The sequence below is a fragment of the Devosia yakushimensis genome (assembly GCF_030159855.1).
GTDB classification, from domain to species: Bacteria; Pseudomonadota; Alphaproteobacteria; order Rhizobiales; family Devosiaceae; genus Devosia; species Devosia yakushimensis.
In genome coordinates this window covers 1,054,355-1,071,128 of the sequence record NZ_BSNG01000001.1, presented here as the reverse complement: position 1 = coordinate 1,071,128, position 16,774 = coordinate 1,054,355, and the positions used below count along the sequence as shown (strand labels likewise).

The 16,774-nt window shown below is 62.2% G+C and carries 23 protein-coding genes and 1 tRNA gene; 8 read left to right on the top strand and 16 right to left on the bottom strand.

Annotated features, from left to right (window positions below):
* Window positions 1-112: 112 nt before the first annotated feature.
* Entirely contained in the window at window positions 113-748 is a 636-nt protein-coding gene (locus QQL79_RS05205) for a phosphoribosyltransferase (RefSeq protein ID WP_284392819.1), read from the top strand.
* Between the two features lie 37 nt (window positions 749-785).
* Here the strand turns inward: QQL79_RS05205 and gnd are convergent, their stop codons facing one another.
* Window positions 786-2,204 carry an NADP-dependent phosphogluconate dehydrogenase gene (gene gnd / locus QQL79_RS05200; protein WP_284388594.1) on the bottom strand — a complete coding sequence of 473 codons (1,419 nt, stop codon included), beginning with the start codon at window positions 2,202-2,204 and terminating at the stop codon, window positions 786-788.
* A gap of 183 nt (window positions 2,205-2,387) precedes the next feature.
* Here gnd and QQL79_RS05195 point away from each other — a divergent pair, with 183 nt between their 5' ends.
* Together QQL79_RS05195 and QQL79_RS05190 are read left to right on the top strand one after the other, a co-directional pair.
* A complete protein-coding gene (locus QQL79_RS05195) occupies window positions 2,388-3,170 on the top strand; it encodes an SDR family oxidoreductase (RefSeq protein WP_284388590.1) in 783 nt (260 codons plus the stop codon).
* A gap of 12 nt (window positions 3,171-3,182) precedes the next feature.
* Window positions 3,183-3,722: a gluconokinase gene (locus QQL79_RS05190; RefSeq protein WP_284388587.1), complete on the top strand. Its 540-nt coding sequence runs from the start codon at window positions 3,183-3,185 to the stop codon at window positions 3,720-3,722.
* Here QQL79_RS05190 and QQL79_RS05185 read toward each other — a convergent pair.
* From QQL79_RS05185 to QQL79_RS05160, 6 genes are all read right to left on the bottom strand, one after another.
* Window positions 3,706-4,278 (bottom strand): ASCH domain-containing protein, encoded by a 573-nt coding sequence (locus QQL79_RS05185; protein WP_284388585.1) that lies wholly within the window; start codon window positions 4,276-4,278, stop codon window positions 3,706-3,708. The two genes, QQL79_RS05190 and QQL79_RS05185, sit on opposite strands and share 17 nt — an antisense overlap.
* A gap of 4 nt (window positions 4,279-4,282) precedes the next feature.
* Window positions 4,283-5,191, bottom strand: a complete 909-nt coding sequence (locus QQL79_RS05180) for a DMT family transporter (protein ID WP_284388583.1) — start codon at window positions 5,189-5,191, stop codon at window positions 4,283-4,285.
* Between the two features lie 94 nt (window positions 5,192-5,285).
* The gene (locus QQL79_RS05175) at window positions 5,286-5,759 is read right to left on the bottom strand and encodes a CYTH domain-containing protein (RefSeq protein WP_284388581.1); all 474 of its coding nucleotides are present in this window, start codon (window positions 5,757-5,759) and stop codon (window positions 5,286-5,288) included.
* Between the two features lies 1 nt (window position 5,760).
* Complete coding sequence (locus tag QQL79_RS05170; RefSeq protein ID WP_284388579.1) at window positions 5,761-6,669, bottom strand: CHAD domain-containing protein; 909 nt, start codon at window positions 6,667-6,669, stop codon at window positions 5,761-5,763.
* Window positions 6,670-6,677: 8 nt separating this feature from the next.
* Complete coding sequence (locus QQL79_RS05165) at window positions 6,678-7,214, bottom strand: methylated-DNA--[protein]-cysteine S-methyltransferase (RefSeq protein ID WP_284388577.1); 537 nt, start codon at window positions 7,212-7,214, stop codon at window positions 6,678-6,680.
* A gap of 9 nt (window positions 7,215-7,223) precedes the next feature.
* On the bottom strand, window positions 7,224-7,787 hold the full coding sequence (locus tag QQL79_RS05160) for a TetR/AcrR family transcriptional regulator (protein WP_284388575.1): 564 nt from the start codon (window positions 7,785-7,787) through the stop codon (window positions 7,224-7,226).
* A 66-nt stretch (window positions 7,788-7,853) separates the two neighbouring features.
* Between QQL79_RS05160 and QQL79_RS05155 the strand changes: the two genes are divergently transcribed.
* Entirely contained in the window at window positions 7,854-8,381 is a 528-nt protein-coding gene (locus tag QQL79_RS05155) for a dihydrofolate reductase family protein (RefSeq protein WP_284388573.1), read from the top strand.
* Window positions 8,382-8,435: 54 nt separating this feature from the next.
* On the opposite strand, the gene QQL79_RS05150 is transcribed toward QQL79_RS05155, so the two are convergent.
* Window positions 8,436-8,618: a CsbD family protein gene (locus QQL79_RS05150; protein ID WP_284388571.1), complete on the bottom strand. Its 183-nt coding sequence runs from the start codon at window positions 8,616-8,618 to the stop codon at window positions 8,436-8,438.
* 145 nt (window positions 8,619-8,763) lie between these two features.
* Here QQL79_RS05150 and QQL79_RS05145 point away from each other — a divergent pair, with 145 nt between their 5' ends.
* Both QQL79_RS05145 and QQL79_RS05140 read left to right on the top strand, forming a co-directional pair.
* A complete protein-coding gene (locus QQL79_RS05145) occupies window positions 8,764-9,435 on the top strand; it encodes an RluA family pseudouridine synthase (protein WP_284388569.1) in 672 nt (223 codons plus the stop codon).
* 18 nt (window positions 9,436-9,453) lie between these two features.
* A complete protein-coding gene (locus QQL79_RS05140; protein ID WP_284388567.1) occupies window positions 9,454-10,503 on the top strand; it encodes a hypothetical protein in 1,050 nt (349 codons plus the stop codon).
* A gap of 148 nt (window positions 10,504-10,651) precedes the next feature.
* Here the strand turns inward: QQL79_RS05140 and QQL79_RS05135 are convergent, their stop codons facing one another.
* The 3 genes from QQL79_RS05135 to QQL79_RS05125 all read right to left on the bottom strand — a co-directional run bounded on the left by QQL79_RS05135 (window position 10,652) and on the right by QQL79_RS05125 (window position 11,415).
* A complete protein-coding gene (locus QQL79_RS05135) occupies window positions 10,652-10,936 on the bottom strand; it encodes a hypothetical protein (RefSeq protein WP_284388565.1) in 285 nt (94 codons plus the stop codon).
* Window position 10,937: 1 nt separating this feature from the next.
* Window positions 10,938-11,315: a RidA family protein gene (locus QQL79_RS05130; RefSeq protein WP_284388564.1), complete on the bottom strand. Its 378-nt coding sequence runs from the start codon at window positions 11,313-11,315 to the stop codon at window positions 10,938-10,940.
* A gap of 14 nt (window positions 11,316-11,329) precedes the next feature.
* Window positions 11,330-11,415 (bottom strand) — tRNA-Leu (locus QQL79_RS05125).
* Window positions 11,416-11,890: 475 nt separating this feature from the next.
* Between QQL79_RS05125 and QQL79_RS05120 the strand changes: the two genes are divergently transcribed.
* Window positions 11,891-12,397, top strand: coding sequence for a cupin domain-containing protein (locus QQL79_RS05120; RefSeq protein ID WP_284388562.1), 507 nt, complete (start codon window positions 11,891-11,893; stop codon window positions 12,395-12,397).
* Window positions 12,398-12,428: 31 nt separating this feature from the next.
* On the opposite strand, the gene QQL79_RS05115 is transcribed toward QQL79_RS05120, so the two are convergent.
* The 5 genes from QQL79_RS05115 to QQL79_RS05095 form a co-directional block, all read right to left on the bottom strand.
* On the bottom strand, window positions 12,429-13,001 hold the full coding sequence (locus QQL79_RS05115; protein WP_284388560.1) for a dihydrofolate reductase family protein: 573 nt from the start codon (window positions 12,999-13,001) through the stop codon (window positions 12,429-12,431).
* Between the two features lie 5 nt (window positions 13,002-13,006).
* Window positions 13,007-13,516, bottom strand: a complete 510-nt coding sequence (locus tag QQL79_RS05110) for an SRPBCC family protein (RefSeq protein WP_284388558.1) — start codon at window positions 13,514-13,516, stop codon at window positions 13,007-13,009.
* A complete protein-coding gene (locus tag QQL79_RS05105) occupies window positions 13,516-13,845 on the bottom strand; it encodes an ArsR/SmtB family transcription factor (RefSeq protein WP_284388556.1) in 330 nt (109 codons plus the stop codon). The genes QQL79_RS05110 and QQL79_RS05105 overlap by 1 nt, the downstream gene beginning before the upstream one ends.
* 414 nt (window positions 13,846-14,259) lie before the next feature.
* Window positions 14,260-15,261: an NADP-dependent oxidoreductase gene (locus QQL79_RS05100; protein WP_284388555.1), complete on the bottom strand. Its 1,002-nt coding sequence runs from the start codon at window positions 15,259-15,261 to the stop codon at window positions 14,260-14,262.
* Between the two features lie 17 nt (window positions 15,262-15,278).
* On the bottom strand, window positions 15,279-16,058 hold the full coding sequence (locus tag QQL79_RS05095; protein WP_284388553.1) for an SDR family NAD(P)-dependent oxidoreductase: 780 nt from the start codon (window positions 16,056-16,058) through the stop codon (window positions 15,279-15,281).
* A 98-nt stretch (window positions 16,059-16,156) separates the two neighbouring features.
* Here QQL79_RS05095 and QQL79_RS05090 point away from each other — a divergent pair, with 98 nt between their 5' ends.
* The gene (locus tag QQL79_RS05090) at window positions 16,157-16,708 is read left to right on the top strand and encodes a TetR/AcrR family transcriptional regulator (RefSeq protein ID WP_348523170.1); all 552 of its coding nucleotides are present in this window, start codon (window positions 16,157-16,159) and stop codon (window positions 16,706-16,708) included.
* Window positions 16,709-16,774: the final 66 nt, after the last annotated feature.

Genomic DNA, 16,774 nt, shown 5'->3' with positions numbered 1-16,774 from the left:
GTCGAAAGGGTCATTGCCGTCAGGAAGAGTCACGGGACAAGCTCGTCAAATTGGGATAGGTGACTTTTCGGCCAATCCCCTCCCGCCAGCAAGGAAAACCTCGCTTTTGTCACTGCTGCCGCACCAATTCTGGCAGGATATCCTGCCCCCGCCAGCCGCCCCCGCCGGCAGCTTCACCGACGCCTATCCCGCGACCCTGCCGGACGGACGCCAACTCCTGCTGCCCATCCGCATCCTGCCCGGCGACGGCACCAAGGCAGTCGCCTCGCTGATCATCAACCAGGCCAGCTTCACCGTCGCCGACGCGCTGGCAGATGGCCTCGCCACTCTGCTGCGCCCCTTCGCACCAGACATCATCATCGGCGTCCCCACTTTGGGCCTGCACCTGGCCCCCAATGTCGCCCGCCGCCTCGGCCACACCCGCATCGTGCCGCTCGGCACCTCCCGCAAATTCTGGTACGACGACGCTCTCTCCGAGCCGATGAGCTCGATCACCAGCCCCAATCACGCCAAAACCCTGTTCATCGACCCGCGCATGCTGCCCCTAGTTCAGGGCAAACGGGTCGCCGTGATCGACGACGTCATCAGCTCGGGCACCTCAATGGCCGCCGTCATGCGCCTGCTCGCCAAGGCCGGTATCGAGCCCGTCGCCATCGGCGCCGCCATGCTGCAGGGCAATAAATGGCACACCCCAATGCAAAAGTGGCGCGACAGAATTGTCGCGCCACTCAATTCACCGCTGCTGTAAAAGACCGAAACCGGCTGGGTGCCGCTGGCCTAAGCCCTTACTTCCCCAGCGTGCTCGGCCAAGTGCCGTGCAAATCGGTCCCGCGGCCCACAATCTCGAAACCATGGGCGCCAAAGAAATCGCGCTGGCCCTGGATCAGGTTGGCCGTGCCCTGGGCCTGGCGGTAGCTGTCGAAATAGCTCAGCGCCGCCGACAGGCAGATCATCGGGAATTCACCGACCGCCGCTGCCGCCACGACCTTGCGCAGGCTCGGATGCGCGTCCTTCATCAGCGTCACGAAGTCCGGCACCACCAGCAGGTTCACATTGCCGCCCTTTTCATAGGCCGCCGACATCTGATCGAGGAACCGCGAACGGATGATGCAGCCAGCGCGCCAGATCTTGGCGATGGTCGCCAGCGGCAGGTTCCAGCCATTCTCTTCGCTCGCCTTGGCGATCACCGCAAAGCCCTGCGCATAGGACACGATCTTGCCCGCCAGCAGCGCTTTTTCCAGGTCGGCCAGCGTCACGTCAGCCTTGCCGGCCGAACGCTTGCCGTAAATGGCCTCGGCCGCCACGCGCTCTTCCTTGCGCGAGGAGATCGAACGGGCCGCCACAGCGCCCTCGATAGCCGTTGCCGGCACGCCCATCTGCTGAGCGGCGATTGCCGACCACACGCCGGTGCCCTTCTGGCCCGCCTTGTCGAGGATCAGTTCAACCAGCGGCTTGCCGGTTTCGCCATCAACAGCGGCCAGCACGTGGCCGGTGATTTCGATCAGATACGAATTGAGCGGACCCTTGTTCCATTCCTTGAACACGTCGGCGCATTCGTTGGGGCTCATGCCCAGCCCGTCGCGCATCACGCCATAGACTTCGGCGATCATCTGCATGTCGCCATATTCGATGCCATTGTGGATGGTCTTGACGAAATGGCCCGCGCCGCCTTCGCCCAGATACGCGCAGCAGCTTTCGCCATTGAACTTGGCGGCGATGGCGGTCAGCACGCCTTCGGCATTGTGCCACTGCTCCTTGGAGCCGCCCACCATGATGGAGGGGCCGTGGCGCGCGCCTTCTTCGCCGCCCGAAACGCCGACGCCGAGATAACCGATGCCCTTGGGAGTAAGGTAATCAAACCGGCGCTGCGTATCGGTGAACAGCGAATTGCCGCACTCGATGATCGCGTCGCCCTTTTCCAGATGCGGCAGCAGCTGCTCGATCATCTCGTCCACCGGCTTGCCGGCCTTGACCATGATGATGATGGAGCGCGGCGCCTTCACGGTCTGCACGAATTCGGCCAAGTCGTATTTGGGAATGGTCTTGCCATCCAGGCCCTCGGCCTTGGCTTCCGCGACGAATTCGTCAATGCGCCCGGGCGACCTATTGTGGACAGCGATAGTGTAGCCTTTTTCGGCGATGTTCAGCGCCAGATTGGAGCCCATAACCGCCAGCCCGATCAGGCCGATATCCGCTGTCGACATATGTCAGTCCTTCCGAGATCGTCTTGTGCAATCCATGCACGCAGCGCATGCCACGCGGCCGGGAACTGACCACAAACCAGGCCGATACGGAAGCTGTATTTGCGCAAAAAACGGCTATTCAACACGCTTGTATGGAAGATGCTATTGCTTGCATCGGTCGCCCACCCTAGGTTCCGGGCACTTATGGAGGCCGCCTTGCAAAACCCATCGCCTTTCGACCTCACCGGCAAACGCGCTCTTGTCACCGGCTCGAGCCGCGGATTGGGCCTCGCGATGGCCACGGCCCTGGCGCAAGCAGGGGCTTCCATTGTCCTCAACGCTCGCGACAATGTCGCTCTGGGCGCTGCCGCACAGGATCTTGCGGCCACCGGCGCCAGCGTCAACGCGGTCGCCTTCGACGTCACCAACCGTGACAGCGTGGGTGAGGCCATTGCCTATATCGAAGACGAAATCGGCCCCATCGACATTCTAATTAACAATGCCGGCATGCAATTTCGCTCTAGCCTCGAAGCCTTCCCGCCGGAAAAATTCGACCAGGTCATCGCCACCAACCTGACCTCGGTATTCAATGTCAGCCAGCCCGTCGCCAGGCACATGATCGCCCGCGGCGCCGGCAAGATCATCAATATCTGCTCGCTTCTTGCCGAACTATCCCGCCCCTCCATCGCCCCCTATGCAGCGACCAAGGCTGCCGTGGCCAACCTGACACGGGGTATGGCTGTGGATTGGGCCCGCCACGGCCTCAACGTCAACGGCATCGCGCCGGGCTACTTCTCCACCGAGATGAACGAGGCGCTGCTCAAGGATGCCAAGTTCAATGCCTGGATCGAAACCCGCACGCCCATGGGCCGCTGGGGCCAACCCGAAGAGCTCGGCGGCGCCGCCGTGTTCCTCGCCTCCGACGCCGCGCGCTTCGTCAATGGACATATCCTTTATGTCGATGGCGCCTTTACCGCCACCGTCTGACCAGGAGCGGCCATGTCCACCCCTGCCCGTATCATTATCGCCATGGGTGTCAGCTCATCCGGAAAATCCACCATCGGCCAGTCCATCGCCCGGCGCCTGCATGTGCCCTTCCTCGATGGCGACGGCTACCACCCCGAAGCCAATGTCGAGAAAATGCGGGCCGGCATTCCCCTGACCGACGCAGACCGCTGGCCCTGGCTCGAAAAGCTCGCAAAGGCCCTGCACGAAGCGGCAAATCTGAAAGGCGCTGCGGCGGGCGCCTGCTCCGCCCTCAAGCGCAGCTATCGCGACTTTCTTGTCGAACAGGCGGGCGAACCGATCCTCTTCGTCTATCTCGACGGCACCAAGGAGGTCATCGCCGAGCGCATGGCCCGCCGCAAGCACGAATACATGCCCCAGAGCCTGCTCGACAGCCAGTTCGCCACCCTCGAAATCCCCGATCCGGCAAGCGAAAACGTATTGCCCGTTCCGGTCACCGATAGTGTCGAGAAGATCACCATGACCGTGGTCAAATCGCTCGACCACCTCAAAAGCTTCAAGCGCTGGCAATAGGCCCGCGCCGCCGGGCCAGCACGGCTGCGCCCCGCGGCGACAGCCGGTAGCCGATTTCGAGGCTTTCCGTCAGCCCGAGTGCCTTAAGCTGCCGCACCCTGGCTTTGAACTTGAGCTTGTCGAGACCCATTTCGTCGGCCAGCGCCTGCGCCACGCGCCCGGGATGCGCCTCGATCAGCGCCAAGACCTCTCCAGTCCAGGCGCCCCGCGCATCGAGCCGCGCCAATGCCTTGTCGATTTCTTCGGCATCACCGGCCGAGGCCCTGAGCGCAATGCGTGGATCGGCCCCCGCATATCGCATGCGGATGCGGTAAAGCTGACCTGGCCTGCCACCCTCCAACCACCGCCGCAACGCCGCGACGCTGTCGAACCCGGCCCGCCGCGCATCTTCCGGCGCAACCTCGCCGTCGACAATATCGACCGCCTCGATCGCCAGCACGCCAATGGCGGTCATCAGCGTGCCTCCGGCCTTCACTGTCGGCCGCGACCAGCGCCGGAACGCCGTATCGATCCGTCCGGCCTTGATATTCTCGAGATCGGCGGCCTTGAGCAGCATGGCGCTATTCCGCCGCCACGGGCTTGGCCGCGAACCGCCCCTGCCCATAGGTCACCAGCGCGGCCGCGCCAACCACCACGACCGCGCCGGCTACGGTCCAGCCATCCAACCCCACGCCGAGCAGCACGATATCGAACAGAAAGGCCCAGATGATGCCGGTATATTCATAGGCTGCCAACAGCGACACTGGCGCCCGCGCTGTTGCCTCCATCATCAGCACATGTCCCATGCCGCCCAGTACCCCCGCCCCGATCAGCAGCGCAAATGCCTGCGCGTCGAGCGCCGCCCAGCCCCAGAGGCTTGAAGCCAGCCCCGCCAGGCCGCATACGACCGCGAATGACAAGGCAATGCTGGCCGGCGGATCGGTGCGCGTCAGGTCCTTCACCTGCACCCGCGCCAGCGCATTGGCCGCCGCCATGCCGATCGCCGCGGCAATTCCGATCAGCGTGCCATCGCGCAGCTCCGCGCCCACCAGTGCCGGAAACAGCATCAGCACAATGCCCGCAAAGCCCAGCGCCACACCGGCAAATACCGTTGCCGCCGGCCGCTCGCGCAGAAACACCATGGCCGCGAAAATCGCAAAGATCGGTGAGAGATAGGTCAGTGCCGTGGACACCCCAACCGAAAGATAGGCCAGCGAAATAAACGACAGCGCCATCACCAGGCACCCCAACAAGCCCCGGATCAGATGCTTATAGGGATATTTCGTGCGCAGCGACGGGCCGATCTGCCCGCGAAGCGCCATGTAGATGAGAATGGGCACCAGCGCCACGAAACTGCGCCAGAACACCAATTGCCCCACCGGCGCGACCTTGGCCGCGTCGTGGATAGCGGCCGACATCGCCGCCATGGTCACGAGACCGAAGGTGGCAAGCCACAGGGCCGCTACGGGATTGGATTTTGTGATGACCAAAGGGCAGACCCGTGGCGTGAAACGAACGCTCTGACCTATCCCCATCCACGCCCACCTGTCACCTCGCTTTGATGCAGCGGCAGTAAGGCAGGCTCTATTTTACGCCCGGAACTGTCTCGCTCCGCGCCAGGCTGGCATTGAAATAGCGCTCGTCCAAGCTGACTTCCGCGCCCACCCAATCGGGCAGCGCGACAGGCTGGTCCTCGCGTTCCAGCTCCACTTCCGCGATCATCAGCCCCAAATGGCGCCCCTCAAATATGTCGACCTCCCAGATCAAGCCGCCAAACGGCACGATATGCCGCCGCTTTTCGAGCACGTGCGGCGCCGCCATGGCCAGCAGCTCCCGCGCATCCTCGATCGGAATGTCATATTCGAATTCGGCCCGGGAAATGCCCCTCGCCGCCCCCTTGAGCGTCAGCGCCGCCTTTTGGTCGTCCTTGCTGCGCACCCGCACCGTGGCCTTGGAATTCGACGACAAGTACCCCTGCCGCAACAGCGCGCTACTGGTCGCCAGGGCCTTCCAGCCCTCCCCCGTCACCAGGAACTTGCGCTCGATTTCCTGCGCCACGCTATTTCTCCACCGGCAACAACACCCAATAATCCTCAAATCTTCGGCGCAGCGTAGCGGGCTTTTCTGCCGTCAACTGCCGCCCCAGCGCAAAGGCCCGCTCAGCCAGTTCCGCTTGCCGCTCCACGATCAGCTTTTGCACTGCCATTATGTCGCTTCCGGCCAGTCCGCGCTCGCCGCTCAGCGTTTCGTCGAGAACCGCAAGATTGTGGTGGTCGCCCAAGAGCTCCCCCAGATCGTCCAGCAAGGTTTTGCGACCCGCCAGCAGCTCGGGTGCGCACCCTTCGAACAGGCTCACATGGTGCCAATGATATTTTGTGTCCTTGCGCCAATCATGCAGCGCTGCGGCGGTAACATCCTCCATCGCCGCCTGCATGCCTTCGCGCATCTGCCGATAGGTCGTCTCCAGCCCATCGCCGATCCGGGAAAACCCCGAACCTCTGATGGACCAGTCCTCGACCCGCTTGCCGGCTGCACGCATGAGCCCCGCAAAGGCCATGAGCAGATCCCGGCCATCGCCGGACCCTGCAGCCTCGCCCAGCCGCTCCTGCAATCGCCGCAGCACTCGGCCAGCCTGCTCGGCATCAAGCCGGGCCTTCGTGCCCCGCTGGATATCTTTCGCGAGCAATGCCTGGAATGTTTCGACCATTACGGCGCTGTCGCGCGCGCCGGCCAATCCATCGGCCGCATCGCGGAAAGCCCGGTTCTCCAGGACAAAGTCTTTGAAATGCGGCTCGATAAGCCGCAGCAATCCCCGCATTTTCTTGCAGCGCCGCCGCAGCCCATGCACCGTCTCGTCCAAGCTTTTACCGGTGGCCTCGCATTCGGCCAGAGCCTTGTCGATTTGCTCGCCGGCAATCGCGCGCACCTGCTTGCCGATATTGCGCTGGCGAGTAAAAGCAAAACCCATGGCCGTGCCTAGAATCCGAAGGTCATCTGCCCGGCTGGCGTGCCAACTTCAACGCCCTCCAGTGACAACATCCTGAGCTTGGATTCCGCTCCGCCCGGCGCGGAGAATCCACCCGGCTTGCCATCGCTTGCCAGCACGCGATGACACGGAATGACCAGGGGAATGGGATTGGCGCCCATCGCCTGCCCCACCGCGCGCGACAACGTCACGTCGCCCAATTGCCGGGCCAGCGCGCCATAGGTCGTCGTTTCGCCCCATTTGATTTCAAGCAATAGCGCATAGGCCCGCTGATGAAACGCCGGAGCCCCGCTCAGGTCGAGCGGCACATCGTTGAAATCGATCGGCTCACCCTCGGCATAATCCTCGATCCGGTTGATCAGCGCCTCGATGACCCGGGGTGGTTCACCAGGTCTGGCTTTGCCACGATTGATGCGCTCGCCAAGCGCCTCGTGTGCCAGGCCCGGCAATTGCAGCCGCGCCAGTCCCTTGTCGGTCCAGCCGATGCCAAATTCACCCAGCGCCGTATCGAAGACAGTGGTTTCCATGCCGCAATTCTAACGTCCTAAGACTGTCACACACCAGTCCCGCAATTCACGGCCAATAACTTCGCCCGGTGGTCCATCCTGCTCGAAGCCCCACCACAATTGGGCGCCCTGCCACTGGCTGGCGAGCATCAGGCCCAGTTGCTCCATTTTGGCGCTATCCCCCGTCAACCGCCGCCCCAGCGCCGCCGCGAGCGCCTTGCGCCACGCCGAACCGCGCGCCCGCAATACCGGGTCGCGCATGTCTTCGCGCAGAATGGCCAGCCCCATGGCGTTTTCCGCGTCGCTCATGCCTTCGGGGATCATCGCGACCAGCATATCCACCGCGCCATCCGGGTTCACCGCCGCCGTGCGATCCAGCTCTGCGGTCAAATCGTCGAGCTGGTCCCACCCCCGCAGCATGGCGGCGCGCAAAAACGTCTCCTTGGTCGCATAGCGCTGCACCAGCGTCGCCGGTGACAGGCCAACAGCCCTGCCGACAGCGGCAAAAGTCAGCGCATCGGGCCCTTCCCGATACATCAGGTTCATTGCTGCATCCAGGATTGCTTCATCCGTAACCGTCCGGGGTCGCGCCATGCACTTTCCATTTGTAAATGAACGTTCATTTATATATCTTGTCCAAGGTACATCAGGAGAAGGCAAATGGCTAGAATCGTCGGTTACATCGCATCGAGCCTGGACGGCTTCATCGCCACCGCCGATGAGAATCTCGATTGGCTGACCCAGCAGCCTGATCTCAACCTCGGCGAATTCGACTATCGCAATTTCATTGCGCGCATCCGTACCGTGGTCATGGGGCGCGCCACCTATGATTGGATCGAGCGCTATCCCGGCGCCTGGGAATATGATGGCAAGCGGGTGATCGTGGTCACCTCCCGCCCCATCGACAACCCCAAAGGCCCTCTCGAAACCCGCTCGGACATTCCCGCCCTCATTGCCGAACTCCGCGCCCTCGACGATGGCGATGTCTGGATGCTGGGGGGCGGCAAACTCCAGATGACCTTCATGCAGCAAGGCGCCTTGGACGAGATCGAGATCTACATCATCTCCGAGATCATCGGTGGAGGCATTCCGCTCTTTCCGCCCACAGGTCTTCGGTCCACCGGCAAGCTGATTTCGGCGCAGGCGCTTCATTCCAGTTGCGCCCGCCTCCACTACAGCTTCGACTGAGCAGCAAGAAGCCGCCCATCCGGGCGGCTTCTTCGTCGGTCTGGTGCAACCGGGTCAGTGCTTGAGCATATCGCGAGCCCGGTCCTTGGCCTGCCCCACCTTTTCCTGCAGCTTGCCGGCGGCCTTTTCCATCTTGCCTTCGGCTTTCATCCGATCATTTCCGGTCAACCCGCCGACAGCGTCCTTGACGGCGCCCTTAACCTGTTTGCCGGCGCCTTTGATCTGGTCTTTATGCATGACGCGCTCCTCGTGCTCGTGATGTGTTGAAAGAAAACGTCCGCCCTCATGGCCAGTTCCACCTCAGTCCGATCACAAAGCCGAATTGCGGGGCGGCCAGTTACGAAGAGTTGGTCAAACGAGCAGTCTCTGGTAAACGCCCCTCATGCCCGGTCCCATGCCCACATTGCTCGATTATTTTCCTCCGCTCGATCCCTATCTTAACGTGCTCTATCAGGACGGGGATATCCTGGTGCTGGACAAGCAAAGCGGCCTTTTGACCGTTCCCGGCAAGGACCCTTCGCTATGGGACTGCGTTGAATATCGCGCCCGCCAGACCTGGCCCACGGCGGGCATCGTTCACCGGCTCGACAAGGACACATCAGGCGTTCTGGTCATGGCGCTCAACAAGCGTGCCCATGGCCGCATCGGCAGCCAGTTCGAACACCGCAAAACCACCAAGAGCTATGTCGCCCGCGTGGCTGGCCTGATCGAGGCCGATTCCGGCCTGGTCGATCTGCCCCTCGCCACCGATTGGGACAACAAGCCGCGCCAGCGTGTCGACTATGAACACGGCCGCGCCGCCCAGACCGAATGGGCCGTCATGGAGCGCGAAGCCGATGTCACTCGCGTCCGGCTCCACCCTCTCACGGGCCGCACCCACCAGTTGCGGGTTCACATGAAAGCCATTGGCCATGTGATTCTAGGCGATGCATTTTATGGCGATTCCGCCACCTTTGCCGCCGCCCCTCGCCTGCAATTGCACGCCGCCGAACTCGGCTTCACCCATCCCACCAGCGGCGAGTTCATGGTCTTTACCGCCCCCACGCCCTTCTAGTTTTCCGCGAGCATAATCATGAAGAAAATCCTCGCCACCCTGATCGCCCTCGCCCTTTCGGTTCCGCAATTCGCAACCGCCTTCGACCAGCTCGAGCGCTTCGTCGCCATCGTACCGGACGACCCGCAGAACGCGCTGGCCTTCACCTATGTCGCGCCGCGCGATGGCTTTCTTTCCGATAAGCCGACGCTCTATGGCGTTGAGGACACGACCCTGCTCACCGCGCTGATCGGAGCCGAGGGCACCGATGTGACGACCGGCATTGCATTTTCGCAGGTTACCGGCGTGCTGAGCACCGGCGTGCCGCCCCGCCAATTGACGGTGCTGTTCGGCCAGCCTGGTTTTCTCGACGCCAGCGAAACGACGCTGCTCGCCCGCGGCTTTACCCGCTCTGAAATCGCGGGCCTGCCCATCTTGAGCAAAGGCGAAGACTATGCGCTGGACCTGGCTTCCGCGAGCGACCCGCTCGGCGGCGGCATGGGCAAGGCGCAACGTCTGGCACTGGACAATGACTTCCTGCTCCGTAGCGCTGGCTGGCCAGAAATGCGGATGGCCCTGGAAAATCTCGAGACGCCCCCCGCAATGACGGAACTCTGGCGCGCCACCATCACCGGTCTTCGCCAGGCCAGTGGGGAAAGCTGGCTCGATGTCGCTATCGGCTGGAATGCCGTGGGCTTTCTCGATGTCGGCGATCCCGCCGATTTCCTGCTCGATCCCACTGCCATCAAAAATCCTGGCAAGAAGACTGACGAAGAACCCTTGCCCGTATTCCCGCACGCAGTCATCGCCCTGACCGAAGATAGCGACAACGCCGCCGTCCGCATCGCCCTGCCCTTCGCCACCGAAGATCAAGCCAAGCAAGCCGGCAGTGTCATTGCCGACCGGCTATCGGCCAACCCGATCATGGCCACCGGCCAAGCCAATATTGCCGTGGAGCCTGTCGCCGCCTATTTCATCGCCGTCATCACCATCGAGGCCGAGAGCCTGCCCGACGCAGCCAAAAGCTTCACCGCCCAGAACAACGCCGTCCTGCAACGCAACTACGATATCCTGCGACTAAGCCTCTAGGACCAATCGCCATTCAGCTGATGCTGGCCTGCAAAGGGCAGTTTTCTGCGCTTCCGGTGCTCACGTACCCAAACGTACGTTCCGCTCCGGTTCTCGAAAACCGCCCTTTTCGGCTCAGCCTGAGTGAATGGCGATTGGTCCTAGCCGTCTATGCTTCGCCCAGATATCCCACCTCGATGCGCTGAAACAGGTGCCCCGGCTTCATCGTATCGAGCCATTTGCGGAAATCGGCGACATCCTTGAAGCCGGCGCGCCTGACCTCGGCTTCGGTCACGTCCGCCGGGTCCATGTCGTCCATCGCCTTGATGGCCAGCAACCCCACCTTGGTCTTGAGCGTGCCGCCGGCCTTGACCGTCGGCTTGCTCCAGCGCCGGAAAATCAGATCGACCTTGCCCGCCCTGATCTCTTCGAGCAGTTCCCGCTTGAGCAGCATTTTACCCCACCACCGCCGTCGCCAGCATTTCCACACGCAGGCCCTTGGCCAGCAATTCCTTGACCACCACCGTCGCCCGGACGGGATAAGGCGGCTTGAAATAGTCGGCATAAACCGCGTTCATGCCCTTGGCATCGGCGCTATCGATCAGGAAAACCTGCACCTGCACGATATTGGCCAGCGTGCCGCCGGCCGCCGTCACCGCCATCTGCAAATTCTCAATCGTCCGCCGCGTCTGCTCTTCTATGCCGCCGGCAACGATCTCACCGGTCGCCGGGTCCTCGGCAATCGCCACCAGCCAGAGCTGATTGCCCGCCTTGATGGCGTCGCTCACCGGCGAACTTCCCGCCGCAATTCCGGTATCGATCCGTTCGATCATCTGTCTCACCATTCTGGTGCGGGCGGCGGGACTTGAACCCGCACGGGGATACCCCCTCCGGATTTTAAGTCCGGTGTGTCTACCATTCCACCACGCCCGCGGCAGAGCGCGCTTAGCACGGTGCCGGGCGCATGCCAACGCTTGTTAGGCAATCGCCGGACAGCCAAAAATGCCGCCCGGCCATTATGGCGTCGCGGTTATACGGTAACGGGCGGCCATTGGGCCTTCCGAAACTTAGAGAACGGACCAATGGCCGCCCGTTACGATCCGCTTTTGCATGAGGTCCGGTTCAGGCGGTACCATTATTGCAGGTCCGGCTGCCGAGTTTCCAACCCCAATGGAGAAGCGCCCTTCTCCCACGGTCTCCCCACCCGGCCCTGCGTCGGGGCCGCGTAACTGGCGGGAATGAGGGTATGATGGCATGGGGGGCCGGAGCGGGGATAAGTTTTTCGTAGGGCCGGTTTCGACGCCATTCACGATCCACCGCGATGCTAAAGCCCGTATGCATTGCGGACACCAGCACTTTGCCTGATGCCCCCGAAAGCTGCCATGGTCGATTGAAAGGAGTCGCGCTTATGACTGAAGCTGTCGTCAATCTTGAGAAGCTGTCCCTTAAACCCGACAACATGGGCACTCGCTTCGCCAATGAGTACGCAGAGATCGGGACGGCTCTCGGCCTCAAGGCGCTGGGCGCCAATTATCTGGTCGTTCCGCCCGGCAAGACCTCCATGCCTTTCCATCGCCACCACACCTCCGATGAGATGTTCTTCATTCTTTCAGGCAAGGGTGAATACCGCTTCGGCGATGACCGCATTCCCGTGCGCGAGGGCGATTGCCTCGGGGCTCCGGCGGCCGGGGCGGCCCATCAGCTCATCAATACCGGCAGCGAGCCCCTGCGTTATCTGGCGCTGTCAAACAATACCAATGCCGAAGTGATCGAATATCCGGACAGCGGCCGCGTCCGCGTCGATGTCGGTCTCTCGGGGTTTCATCGGTATGACGGCACCTTCAAGGAAGGCGGCAAGCTGACGCCGCTCGGCTATTGGGAGGGAGAGGACATCGACGACGAGGGTAAGTCCTGAGTCTCGGCAATGCCGCCTCAAGGGGCTCACGCTAGCGTCTCGGCTCGTAGCGCAGCGCTACGGCGCCTGAGCTGAGTTCCCTCCGGTCGATGAGCTTCAACTCGACATATTTGGAGAGCCCGGCAAACAAGGTGGGTCCATGGCCGGCAAGTCTGGGCTGCATCACGAATTCGTATTCATCGATCAGGCCCAGCTCGGCCAGCGCCAGTGGGAGCTTCACGCCGCCCGTGAACAGCGCCCTGCCCGGTTGCTGCTTGAGCTTCTGCACCGCCTCGCCCAGGTCTCCGCTCACCAGCTCTGCATTCCAGTCGACGCGGTCGAGCGTGCTGGAAACGACGTATTTCTTCATCGCGTCGATGGTGTGCGCGAAAGGCTCCGTCCAGTCCGGGGGCGTTGTGGTCCGCGTCTCCAGCCGCCACGCCCCTTCCATCATCTGATAGGTGACGCGACCAAAGAGCAGGGCGTCGGCCCGGCCGATGCTTTCGGTGGCGTGGCGATGCGTCGCGCGCAGCGTCTCCTGCTGCAGCGCCTCGTCCGAGGGTATGGCGTTGTGGTCGACGCAGCCATCGAGCGTCACGTTGATGGAGTAGAGAAGCGGTCGCATTACACTCATTGCTCCTTTGCGGCTCGTGCCGCTATGGCCAAGTCGAAGCGTTGCAGCTGGCTGGTCAGTCCGATGATTGCGCCGCGCGTCATCTCGGGGTCCGGGTGGCGATCGGCCGTCAGGACCATCCGAACACGCCCGGCCTCGGCATGGAGCTCGACCATCATGTCGTAGGGATATGGTTCGACGCCCGGGACGAAGTCGATGTCGAAGCGAATCCGCAGGCGCCGGTGGGGCACGATCTCGACGAACCGACCGCTGACCCGCGCCGTTACCGGCCCGTTGACCTTCGCCATATAGGCGACTTGCTCGGCCCCCACCGCCGTCATCACGTGATCGAAGGCACCACCGACCCGCAGCTCGAGAGCCGATACCTCAAAGCGCATGCCCTCGGGCGCGAACCACTGTTCGAGCCCTTCCCTGGTGGTCCACAGCGCCCAGACGTCGTCGACCGACGCGTCGTAGACCCGCTCCAGCCGGATGGTATCCGGGCCCGGCTCGCTGGCCTGTGCCATCACTTCTTCCCCTCGCTCTGCCGTCGCGCGAGGGCGGCGTCGAAGCGATCGAGCCGGCCCTCCCAAAGCTTGCGATAGCTCCGAACCCAGTCCTCGATCGCCTGGAACGGCTCGGGCCGGAGCGAATAGAGGCGCCGCGCCCCATCAGGCCGCATCGTGACGAAGCCAGCTTCGCCGAGAATCCGCAGGTGCCGCGAAACGCCGGACTGATCGATGGCGACGGCCTGAACCAGCTCGCCCACCGCCCGCTCGCCGCCAGCCAGCGCTTCGACGATACGAAACCGCGTCGGGTCGGCCAACATTTCGAACATGTTTTGTTGCATCATCATGCATATGTATATCTATGCATATATAGGGTCAAGACGGTTCTGGCCAAGCGTGCCGCGCACCAAATGCGAGTATTTCGACCGGTGCAAACCGCCGGACAGCCGACATTGCCGCCCGGCCCTGAGGCGTCGCGGTTATACGGTAACGGGCGGCCTTTGACTCGGCCAGTGTAGACTAGGGGAGCCAAAGGCCGCCCGTCACGATCCGCTTTTGCATGAGGTCCGGTTCAGGCGGTACCATTCTTGCAGGTCCGGCTGCCGAGTTTCCAACCCCAATGGAGAAGCGCCCCTCTCCCACGGTCTCCCCACCCGGCCCTGCGTCGGGGCCGCGTAACTGGCGGGAATGGGGGCATGATGGCATGGGGGGCCGGAGCGGGGATAAGTTTTTGGAAGGAGCAGATTCCGATCCCATACCGGCTACCGAATCTTGATCACAACCTTGCCCTTCGCTCGGCCTTTGTGGACATAGGCCAAGGCTTCATTTGTCTGCGTGAAGGGGAATACTTTATCGAGCGTGGCACGGACGGCGCCTGCATCGATAAGGGCCGAAATGTTTGCGAGCTGGTCGCCATTAGCCGACATGAACAGGAAGGCGTAACGGACGCCAGCGCGCCTGGCGGCGCGCCGGATTCCCGAACTGGCGAGCCTCAGCACGAGGCCGATCAAGGGATTGAGTTTCCGGCTTCGGGCAAATGCGGGATCCGGCGGGCCCGAGATCGAAATTGCGATGCCGCCCGGCTTGAGAATGCCAATGGATTTCCTCAGCATTTCATTATCCTGACTGTGCAACACAACATCGTAGCCTGACAGGATTTGCTCAAAATCCTGCGTCCGATAATCGATGACGACGTCGGCTCCCAGCGCCTGGACAAGCTCGATATTCGCCGCGCTTGTGGTCGTCGCGACTACCGCTCCGAGATATTTCGCGAGCTGAATGGCAAAGGTGCCGACGCCGCCCGACCCAGCTTGGATAAAGATCTTCTGGCCTTTCTTCAGCTTGGCAATTTCAACCAAGGCCTGCCAGGCAGTGAGGCCAACCAGGGGAATGGAAGCCGCTTCCTCCATGGTCAGAGATCTCGGCGCGATGGCAAGATCGGCCTGATCCACAGCGATCTTCTCTGCGAAAGTGCCGATGCGCCCGTCGCGTGGCCTGGCATAGACCGCGTCGCCTACGCTGAAACGCGTGACGTTCGCCCCGACCTGGACGATCGTTCCGGCCACGTCGTGTCCCAACACGAATGGCGGGCGGTACGGCAGGATAGGTTTGAACTCGCCGTCGCGTATCTTGTTGTCCAGTTGGTTCACGCCTGCGGTGTGTATTTCGATCAACACATCATTGTCTTGAACCAGAGGATCGGCGACATCGCCCAAGCGAAGGTCCGCGTCCTTGCCATATCTATCGAGGGTAAAGGCCTTCACCGCTATCGCTCCTCGGTTCAGGCTTTAAGGCGGTAGCGGTCGGCTGGCGCAGCATTGGCCAAACTTGGCGGCAACGCGTGGCGGGCCGCCTGGAACGCGTCCCAAAGTGCGGCATCGGCCAGTGGCGGGATTGTCACGCCCTCTTTCTGGTCAAAACCAACCAAGGCGGCATCGACCAGATCGTCAACTTCCATAACGTTCTGCAGACTAGCAACATCCACGCCGGAGCGGGCCCAGATCGCGGTTCGCGTCGCGGCAGGCAGTACCGCCTGAACGTAAATGCCCCTAGGCCCGACTTCAGCAGCCAGTCCCTGCGAGAACGTCAGGATATAGGATTTTGTCCCAGAGTAGATACCGGGGAAATATTCCGGCAGCAGCGCGACCGCCGAGCCGATATTGACGATGCTGCCTTCCCCCCGTTCCAGCATGCCCGCCAAAGCAGCGGAAGCGAGTAATGTTGGGGCTGTGACGTTGAGCTGGATCAGCCACGCCAAGGCTTCGGGCTGTGCCGTGGCAAATGTTCCCGGCAGTGAATCACCGGCATTGTTGATCAGGATATCTATTGGCGAGCCAGTACGCAGACGGTCCGACACCACGTTCAGTTGCGCAGTGTCAGTGAGATCTGCCGGCAGCACTTCCACTTTGATGGAGTGGGAAGAACGCAGCTCCGCGGCCAGGGCCTCGAGCTTGTCGGTTGAACGCGCAACGAGGACCAGGTCGTGGCCGCGTGCCGCGAGACGGCGCGCATAGCTGGTGCCGATGCCGGCGGATGCGCCGGTGATGAGTGCTGTGGACATGATTGAACCTGTTGAAGAATGCGGTAATCGATGCCACATAGATGATGGTCGTCATCCAGAAGTCAAGATGACAATCATCATCTAGATAGGAGTTTTTTGTGGGGACTAGTCAGCATCAAAAGGCTCAGAGCCGCGCAGCAATCATAGTGGCGGCGTCGAGATTGTTTCGCGAGCGCGGCGTTGAAGCCGTAAGTGTCGCGCAGGTTATGGATGCGGCGGGCATGACACATGGAGGCTTTCCCCGTCACTTCGCGAACAAGCAGGAGCTTGTGAATGAAGCGCTCGCATCGGCTGCCGATGAGCAGCAGGCCGGAAATGCCACCTCTTCTGATGGCTTCGAGACGTTCGCGGATACCTACCTGACGCGGCAGCACCGGGATCACCCGGAGAGCGGCTGTGTATTCGCGGCGCTGGGTGGAGAAATTTCGCGGGCACCCGCCGAAACGCGTCGCGTTCTCAGCGAGCGGATACAAAGGCAGATAGCGGCATTTGGTGACGACCCAGACATGCGCGCGGACGCTCTGGGACGCTGGTCCAGTCTTATCGGCGCAATGATCCTGGCGCGCCTCGTGGAACCGGAGGAGCTATCGGATCAAATAATCGCCGCGGCCCGGCAGTTTGTCGGATTGCCGGAACAGGTCAAAGCCTGACGTGCGCCAGAATATATGGGCCGCCCCGAGAGCCGCCATTGAGCGGCCCCGTCAGCAAACACCACC